7 protein-coding genes and 1 pseudogene are annotated in these 8,382 nt (G+C 33.0%); 7 read left to right on the forward strand and 1 reads right to left on the reverse strand.

From position 1 onward, the window contains the following. The 7 genes and pseudogenes from ABH966_RS15635 (at position 1) to ABH966_RS15665 (ending at position 8,127) form a co-directional block, all read left to right on the forward strand. A complete protein-coding gene (locus tag ABH966_RS15635; protein ID WP_370079889.1) occupies positions 1 to 1,419 on the forward strand; it encodes a HAMP domain-containing sensor histidine kinase in 1,419 nt (472 codons plus the stop codon). A gap of 210 nt (positions 1,420 to 1,629) precedes the next feature. Then, positions 1,630 to 2,382, forward strand: a complete 753-nt coding sequence (locus ABH966_RS15640) for an ABC transporter ATP-binding protein (RefSeq protein WP_370079891.1) — start codon at positions 1,630 to 1,632, stop codon at positions 2,380 to 2,382. Next, a complete protein-coding gene (locus ABH966_RS15645; RefSeq protein ID WP_370079893.1) occupies positions 2,379 to 4,898 on the forward strand; it encodes an FtsX-like permease family protein in 2,520 nt (839 codons plus the stop codon). The genes ABH966_RS15640 and ABH966_RS15645 overlap by 4 nt, the downstream gene beginning before the upstream one ends. A gap of 249 nt (positions 4,899 to 5,147) precedes the next feature. Then, complete coding sequence (locus tag ABH966_RS15650; RefSeq protein WP_370079895.1) at positions 5,148 to 5,999, forward strand: phosphotransferase enzyme family protein; 852 nt, start codon at positions 5,148 to 5,150, stop codon at positions 5,997 to 5,999. Positions 6,000 to 6,119: 120 nt separating this feature from the next. Further along, entirely contained in the window at positions 6,120 to 6,584 is a 465-nt protein-coding gene (locus tag ABH966_RS15655; RefSeq protein WP_370079897.1) for a hypothetical protein, read from the forward strand. Between the two features lie 349 nt (positions 6,585 to 6,933). Next, positions 6,934 to 7,272 (forward strand): annotated as a pseudogene (locus ABH966_RS15660) (DnaA N-terminal domain-containing protein); the annotation flags it as partial. A 471-nt stretch (positions 7,273 to 7,743) separates the two neighbouring features. Then, positions 7,744 to 8,127, forward strand: a complete 384-nt coding sequence (locus tag ABH966_RS15665; protein WP_370079899.1) for a PH domain-containing protein — start codon at positions 7,744 to 7,746, stop codon at positions 8,125 to 8,127. A gap of 2 nt (positions 8,128 to 8,129) precedes the next feature. Here ABH966_RS15665 and ABH966_RS15670 read toward each other — a convergent pair. Then, positions 8,130 to 8,382, reverse strand: a 253-nt coding sequence (locus tag ABH966_RS15670) for a hypothetical protein (RefSeq protein WP_370079901.1), incomplete at its 5' end; no start/stop codon positions are given.

Raw genomic sequence — 8,382 nt, forward strand, 5'->3', positions numbered from 1 at the left:
ATGCCAAAGATTAGTTTTAAGGCGTTTATTGCGTTGAGCCTTATCGCTATTGTTTTCACGCCAATCCTTTTAGCGAAAACTGCTTCACAACTAACGAATGTTTTTTCATCCAAAGAGAGTCAAAGATTCGATTTGGACTCATGGGTGCAGAATAATATAGTGAATACTGATAAGACACAGTTTGATAAGGAAGAATGGAAAAGTCAATTAAGAAAGAAAGCCGAAGAAGATAATCTTGATCTGCTCATTATTTTTGCAGATGATGAGTTGCTCTACACTGAAAGAATGAAGGAACCTGAAAATACTCTACTCCCTGAAGGTGATCAAGCCCTTTCAGAAAATCTCGATGAAAAATCTAATTTATATCTAGTTCAATCTTATTTATATACAGCTCATTATAATGTTTATTCAGCTGATAATTCGTTCATTGCAACGGTATATATTAGCCCTCCTCCGATACCTGCAGAAGAACAACTTAAAAGTACGAACTACGATTTTGTCTTTTACATTGGTGCATTTTCTTTAGTCTCGATACTCTATATATTATTTCTGCAAGTAAATTTAATGAAGCCATTGCGTGCTATTAATAAATCTTCCCAGCTTATATCGAATGGAACATATAGCATAGATTTACCAAGTTCCAACATTAAAGAAATGAACTATACCACTCATGCCTTTATTGAAATGGCTAAAAATCTCAAATTGTCGAAAGAGAATAACGAAAGATTAGAAGATGAAAGAAAACTCTTTGTGTCTTCCATTGTTCATGATTTAAGGACGCCTATTTTTTCATTGCGAGGTTATTTGGAAGGATTAAAAAAGGGACTTTTTAAAAACGAACAAAAGAAAACGCAATATTTAGAAATGAGCATGAAACAAGCAAATCATCTGAATGAATTGGTCACGTCTTTGGCTAATTATTCAAATATTGAAGGACAAATTAAACTCGAAGAAATAACAGTATTTCAAGTTAATGATCTACTACACGATTTAAAGCAGATGTTGTTTTTTAAACTTTCAGAGAAAAAACTTACGCTAGAAGTAATTAATCGAACGAGTCTCCCCATTACTGGTGATTATCTATTGCTAAAAAGAGCATTTGAAAATGTGCTTATCAATTGTATTCGCCATAGTCCACCGACAGAGAAAATAGAAATATTCATTAGAGAAAAGGATAGTTTTATAGAAACGATTATTTTAGATAATGGAAAGGGCTTTGCAGAAAAGGATCTTGAGCACATATTTAAACCTTTATATAAAGGAGATGAAGAAAAGTTTAGCGATGGACAAAGAATGGGATTAGGTTTAACTATTGCACAAGTTATTATTCAGAAGCATAGTGGAACAATCCAAGCCGCAAATGATGTGGAAAAAGGGGCAAAGATTGTTATAAAGATTCCTAAAAATATCATTGAATAAAATAATCAGAAAACATAAAAATGAAGGAAATCGCTTCCTTCGTTTTTTTTTGATTGTTATTTTTTCAAAACAGTGAAAGTGAGTATAAAGTATACCTAGTTGTTGTATAGAAGGATGATGTTTCTTGATAAAATCTTGATACTAATTATATAGAAAATTGATTTACCTTGGCTATAATTCTTACAAGAATAAGAAGGGGGAGATTAAAAAATGTCAGTTCTTAGCGTGAGAGGACTCTCTAAGATATATGGTCAAGGTCAAAGTCAAGTAAAGGCATTAAATCATATTGAATTAGAAATTGAAAAAGGCGAATTTGTCGCAATAATGGGGACAAGTGGTTCTGGAAAATCAACCCTTTTAAATATGATATCTGGGCTAGATACATATGATCAGGGAGAAGTTCTGATAAGTGGTGAAAATATAAAGGGGTATTCTGATCACGAATTGACTCGTTTACGCAGAGAAAAGATAGGGTTTATTTTTCAATTATTTAATTTAATTCCTGTATTGTCCGTTATAGAGAATGTTACCCTCCCAGCAATGCTAACTGTAAAGAATAAGAAAGAATTAGAAGAAAAAGCGATTGACTTGTTGCATTTGGTTGGTTTAGGTTCTTTTATACAATCTAAACCTAATCTATTATCTGGCGGTCAACAACAAAGAGTAGCGATAGTGAGAGCACTTATAAATGACCCGGAATTAATTCTAGCAGATGAACCTACTGGTAGCCTTGATTCAAAAACCTCTAAAGCTATGATGAGTATTCTACGTAACTTCTGTGAGGAACTGGGACATACGTTAATTGTAGTAACACATGATGCAAATGTAGCTGCTTATGCTGATAGAGTTATTTTCATGCATGACGGTAAAATCTGCGATACGCTAAATTTAAAAAACTCAAGCTTGAAGGATCATGAAGTAGTCAGGATTATTGCATCTAAGATTGAGGAACTAAGCTTATGAGATTATTTATTAAAGCAGCTATTAATTCAATATTCAACCATAAGGCCAGAAACGCATTCTTAGTTTTAGGTATTTCTCTAGGTGTTGCTCTAATTGTAATTGTGCAAATATTATTAGCTAGTTTACAAGAATCAAATGAACAGACAATCAAAGATTTGCATGGCGATTTTGACATAGTAGTTGGTTATCAAGATAGTCATAAGTCACTTACTAAATTAGAGATTGATACGATAGAGACGATAGAAGGAGTGGAGAAAATAAGTCCCTTCCTATACCCATACTTAAACAAAGAAGTAGAGTATGATATGTGGGGCGAACCAACTTACATTGGTTTTAACAATGATGAGTTGGCTTATGAATATCCGTTTGTATCAATAAAATCTGGTAATTTCCCTAAAGCACAAGAAGCTTTAATTTCTCCCACATACGCTAAATTGAATAATTTGCAAATTGGCTCGATGATAGAAATGAATTTTCCACCACAAGGGAAAAGAGATGTTACGGTATCGGGAATTACTGAAGAGCATGAAGCCTTATCGAATATGGTCATTCTCGACTTTCATTGGCTTCAAGAAGTTACTTTAAACGATGGAATAACAACCGCATTGATTATTAAGTTAGATGATATTGAAAAGAAATCGGATGTTGTTCAAGAATTGAGAGAGCTTAACCAGGGTTTTTTTATTGATAATCGATTAGAGATTGATAATGAACGTAATAATATTGGCGGGCTTGGACCATTTGTAAAGGGGCTTAATATTGCCATTTACCTTATAAGTGCATTGATACTTATTAGCACAATGAGAATGTCCATTCAGGAAAAACAAAAGGAACTTGCAACGCTACGCCTATTAGGTTTTGGGAAAAAACACATTATGTTTTTAGTTTTAATTGAAACGATGATGGTAGGATTAGTTTCTGTAGCAGTGGGAATCCTTGTTGGTATTCTAGTCCCTTTTCTTACACTTGATGTGTTTTTAAGACTAATGAATATTCCAAATGCCGGTATTGTATTACCATACCACGATATATTATTTAGTTTGGGGATTTTTACAGTAATCATTTTTTTATCTTCACTCATTCCTGGCTATATAGCAAGTCTTTCTCCACCAATTGTTGTTTATAGAGGTGTGAAAAACATCCAAGGTATTACTAAAAGGTATTTCATGATTAGTTTGTTGTATGCAGTATTCATAACTATATTATTTGCCCTTAATCAATGGCAGTGGCAATCGAGGTTTATATATGTTATTAACGCAGTTTTGTTTATAGCATTAATATTTATGACGATCCCTCTAATGTTTGTGTTATTTGAGAAAGGAATAAGTCTGTTAGATCGAAAATTAAGGGTTAGAGCAGAAGGCTTATTAGCTACAAAAAATTTACTAAGACAATTAGGCAGAAATGTGCAAATCTCTACTATTTTCACTTTAGGGGTTATCATCTCTATTATAGGAATGGTGGTATTAACAAGTGTTAAAGTGAACACAACTGAAACAATCAAGGATACTTACCCAAATGACTTGAAATTAGTGTCTGTGGGATCAGAAATAGAAGAGGGGTTTCCATTTTCATTCTATGACCTTGTCAGTGAAAGCCCTAATATAGAGGCGCATTTTTACACAAATGTAAAGCTGTTTGATACGATGAATCTCCCTTCAAAACAAGGTGAAGTGATACTTGCTCTTAGTGGGACTGATTTACAATACAGCTTAGATAAAAATGAGGTTCAGATAAAGGACGGTATTCATCTAGAGGAAGATTTGAGTCCTAACGGCGTTATGATAACAGAGTCTACTTCAAAGAAATTAGGATATCATTTAGGCGATGTAATAGAAGCTGATATGTCTGAAAATGTGGATGAAGTGGATAAGAAAGAATTTATCGTCGAAGGTATTATAACCAATTCAGAGCACATGAGTGACGACTACAAAGTATTCACTACTAAAAAAAATATGGAAGATATGTTTCAGATTCATACTCTTCATAGTGTAGAGATGAATATTACATCAGATATAGACCAACAAGAAACAATGGAAGAAGTTCAATCACTGATCCAACAACCGCAGTATGCTAATACAATTTTATATAATAGAGCAGAAGAATTGAATGACTTAGAAGAACAATTGTTACAACGCTTTTTCATATTATTTCTAGCTGTAGGATTAATCATTTTGTTTACTATCATCGGGTTAATGAATAGTACAGCCAGTAGTATTAAGGAAAGAATCCAAGAATTAAGTATGCTACGTGTACTTGGTTATACAAAGAAACGGTTATTTTCGTTGCTATTGCTTGAAGGAGCTCTTTTAACGGGAACAGTTGGAATATTTGCAGTAGGGTTATCGATGAATTCCACATACTGTTTGCTTCAAAGTTTAAATGCTACTACATTTCCATCAATGCCTTTACTTCTGGGAGGTATAATTGTTCTTTCTCCATTAATAGGTATGGCGGCAGTTTTATTTCCTGCTCTGTGGGCAACGAGGCAAGACGTAATGAAGGGATTACGCTAGATAGGTTGTCTCATTAACAAGTAAGCAAATCTTGCTCACGTATTCTTAGAGAAAATAAATTGATCGATCGTAAAGAAGAGAAAACCTCTTTATATACGTTACAGAGAACTGTATCATAAGTAAGTAGTTAGTACGGTTTATAAAAAACGTATAGATAATGTGCATTTAAATGACCACGGACTACTGTTAAATCAGCTTTCGTGGCTTTTTGTATTCTAAACTTTTGTTTGCGAAGAGGAGTGATAAGTTATGGATTATTTTTTAGAAATAGTAAAGGAATTCGGTATACCTACAATTACAAATAAAACTCTATTGACTAATGGAAAAACAGCTTCAACCTATTTATTGCATACAAATACTTCAAAAAAATATATTTTGAAATCCGTTGATACGAAAGAGCAGGCTTACTTTGAATATAAACTTATACAACATATTAGAACAAAAAATAATAACATTGTGAGTGAGATTTTAACTTCAAAGTCGGATGAGCCATTTACTCAAATAGATAAGAGTTTATTTCAAATACAGGTTTACGTACCTTCAGTAAATGAAAAAGCTCCTTTGCAAAAGATTTTAAATACTTATCAGATGTTACAAGAATATTTAAAGGATTTTCATTATGAACCAGCGCGTCATAATCGTTTCGCATTAGATAGGTTATGGATAGATACAAAAGAACTTTTACATGAAAACTTCCCAAAAATTTATGAGGAACTTTGCCCATCAATTGAAAAATTAAAGGTGTTGGATCATAATCAGACGAATTGGATTCACGGAGATTTAGGTGCATGGAATATTTTATTGACTGCTGAACGAAATGTTTGCTTCATCGATTTTAGTGAGGCACGGAAAGGACCTAGATATTTTGATTTAGTAGCAATTTTTGCGTCATATTTACCTCCGAGTTTAGAGGCATTTGATACATACACTCAAGTATTTTTAACAGAATATGAAGTTTCGGTTAATTTGAATGAGTTCTACCAAACGTTAGAACTTTGGTATGTTAAAGGAATTTTAAGTTTATTGAAAGTCGATATTCAATCAACTAAAGAGCACATCCTGTATTTTTATAAAATTATTAAATATATTCGAACCTTATAGTAGTTTTTTGCCTGAGTTAAGAAAAAACTGCTTTTAATCATGTGGCGGGAACTATAGCAAACAGTTGTGATAATATAGAATAAAATTATCCAAAAGACTTATGATTAAGGATGATCTGATTTGAAGGAAGTTGTAATTTGTAACAGTATTGGTTCTTATAGTGGAGCATTAACTCGCGGAAAAGAATATGTGGTCATAGAGGAGAATAAAAAAAAAGAACAGATAAGGATAGTTGACGATAACAACCGAACAAGATGGTATAAAAAATATTATTTTGTTCCACACGGGACTAGTGTTCCTGTTTTGGCTAAATGGAAATTTGATGATGAAATAATTGATTCAAGTGAAAAATCTTTAGAACATATTGAAGTGACTTTTACCTTTAGCGATGGTCAAAGGCGATGGTGTTCGATTTGCACTAAACAAGGCCTAAAGGATTATGTGGAACGGAATATGGATGGGAATGTTCTTCTTATAGAAAATCAAATTATTGTTAAGGATTTTTCGTACGAAATAGTAAATAGAGCTTTTTTCGATTTAGACCAGCAAAATGAATTATTAAATGCAAGTCTGTTATACAATTAAAGGGGAGCTTTAGTTAAATAAAGAGCCTAGACAAAGCTGATTCGGACGCAATTATGCCGAGGCATAATTGATGAGAAATAATATGGTATCATACATAAATTAAGGAGTAGTCAAAATGACAAACGAAACTGAAAAAACAATAATCGAAATGTTACAAGAATTGAAAGCCGAAATGGCTGAAATGAAGCAAGACATGAATCAACGCTTTGAAAAAGTGGACAAACGTTTTGATAAGGTTGAAAAGAATTTTAATTTCTTAGCCGAAGAACTAGGAAAGCAAAAGACGGTTATTAACAGCCCAAAAATGTTTGAAGAACCTGCAAAGCAAAAAGCTGAAGTAGAAGGACAAATGCCAGATGAGATTCTTAATTTAAAGAGCGCAGTAAAGATTAGTAGCTTTGAAAATTTAGAAGAATTATGGAATATTATCCTGGCTCAAGTTGAACAAAAAATTTCTAAACCAAGCTTCGAAACGTGGTTTAAGTCTACAAAATTACTGTCTTACAATGGAAGTAGTTCAACTGTGGCGATTGCTGCACCAAATTCGTTTGCCCGAGATTGGCTTGAGAATCATTATAGTCATTTGATTACAGGTATAGTAGGGGCGCTTACAGGCGAAGATTTGCTTATTGAGTTTGTTGTTCAAAAAAACCACGATTCAGACGATTTCGATCTGCCAGCGCGGATTAACTAAGCAAAAAGGCAGTGGGCACTGAAAAACTTAAGGATTACTAAAATTATAGTAACTAATTATGGTTTTCTCAATTCTATTAAGTGTCGAAAATGTAGCATGGAATCGTGGCAATTATGAATCAACATGAAGCGAGCTAATCGGTATATCGAAGCTGAGCTTTGTTCTAGCGGAGATTGACCTGTAAATCTAATTTAAATAACGTAGCGAAAATTATAACGCCTTTTTAGACAGTTTGCGCTGACTGTTTGAGAGGGCGTATTTTTATTGTCTTAAAATCGAAATTGAACGTATATGTTGGATTTTTCTGTAAAAATCTGAAAGTGCTTACTTTTTTAATTCACCTAACCTGAGTTTTATGCTAATGCACTCAGTTTTAAAGGTTAACTGCAGCAGATTTACATTGAATGTATGGAAAAATAATCTCATATTTTAAATGAAGGATGGACATTTGGAGGAGGAGTTAAGATGGGCTTATTTGATGGGATAATAGGTAATGCAAGTGAAGTAAATCTAGAAAAATTACGGGAAGAAGTTAAAGATTTATTAACACCTCATGAAACAATTAAGCATGCCTATAAAATTATAAGAGACACTTTTATTTTTACGGATAAAAGACTTATCTTAATCGATAAACAAGGAGTAACTGGGAAGAAAACGCAATATCATTCAATTCCATATAAGAGTATTCTTCATTTTTCAGTTGAAACTGCGGGAACGTTTGATTTAGATGCAGAGTTGAAAATTTGGGTTTCAGGTAGTGAATTACCGATTCAGAAAAACTTTAATAAATCAACTAACATTTATAAAATTCAAAGTGTGTTAGCGGAATATGTATTAGGAAAGGCATAAAATTAATTTCTTTCAGCAAATGTTTTGTGTAACGTAAGTGAAACGGCAGTTACAATTGTTTTGTGTAACGAAAGCGAAGCGGCAGTTACAAATGTTTTGTGTAACGTAAGTGAAACGGCAGTTACAAATGTTTTGTGTAACGAAAGCGAAGCGGCAGTTACAAATGTTTTGTGTAACGTAAGTGAAACGGCAGTTACAATTGTTTTGTGTAACGAAAGCGAAGCGGCAGTTACAAATGTTTTGTGTAACGTAAGT

It is taken from the genome of Lysinibacillus sp. RC46, from assembly GCF_041262385.1.
Taxonomy (GTDB): domain Bacteria; phylum Bacillota; class Bacilli; order Bacillales_A; family Planococcaceae; genus Lysinibacillus.

Bases quoted from the DNA above. Each gene is read 5' to 3' on its own strand.
- ABH966_RS15665 (WP_370079899.1), top strand. From the start codon at position 7,744: ATGGGCTTATTTGATGGGATAATAGGTAATGCAAGTGAAGTAAATCTA.
- ABH966_RS15640 (WP_370079891.1), top strand. From the start codon at position 1,630: ATGTCAGTTCTTAGCGTGAGAGGACTCTCTAAGATATATGGTCAAGGT.
- ABH966_RS15650 (WP_370079895.1), top strand. From the start codon at position 5,148: ATGGATTATTTTTTAGAAATAGTAAAGGAATTCGGTATACCTACAATT.
- ABH966_RS15645 (WP_370079893.1), top strand. From the start codon at position 2,379: ATGAGATTATTTATTAAAGCAGCTATTAATTCAATATTCAACCATAAG.
- ABH966_RS15635 (WP_370079889.1), top strand. From the start codon at position 1: ATGCCAAAGATTAGTTTTAAGGCGTTTATTGCGTTGAGCCTTATCGCT.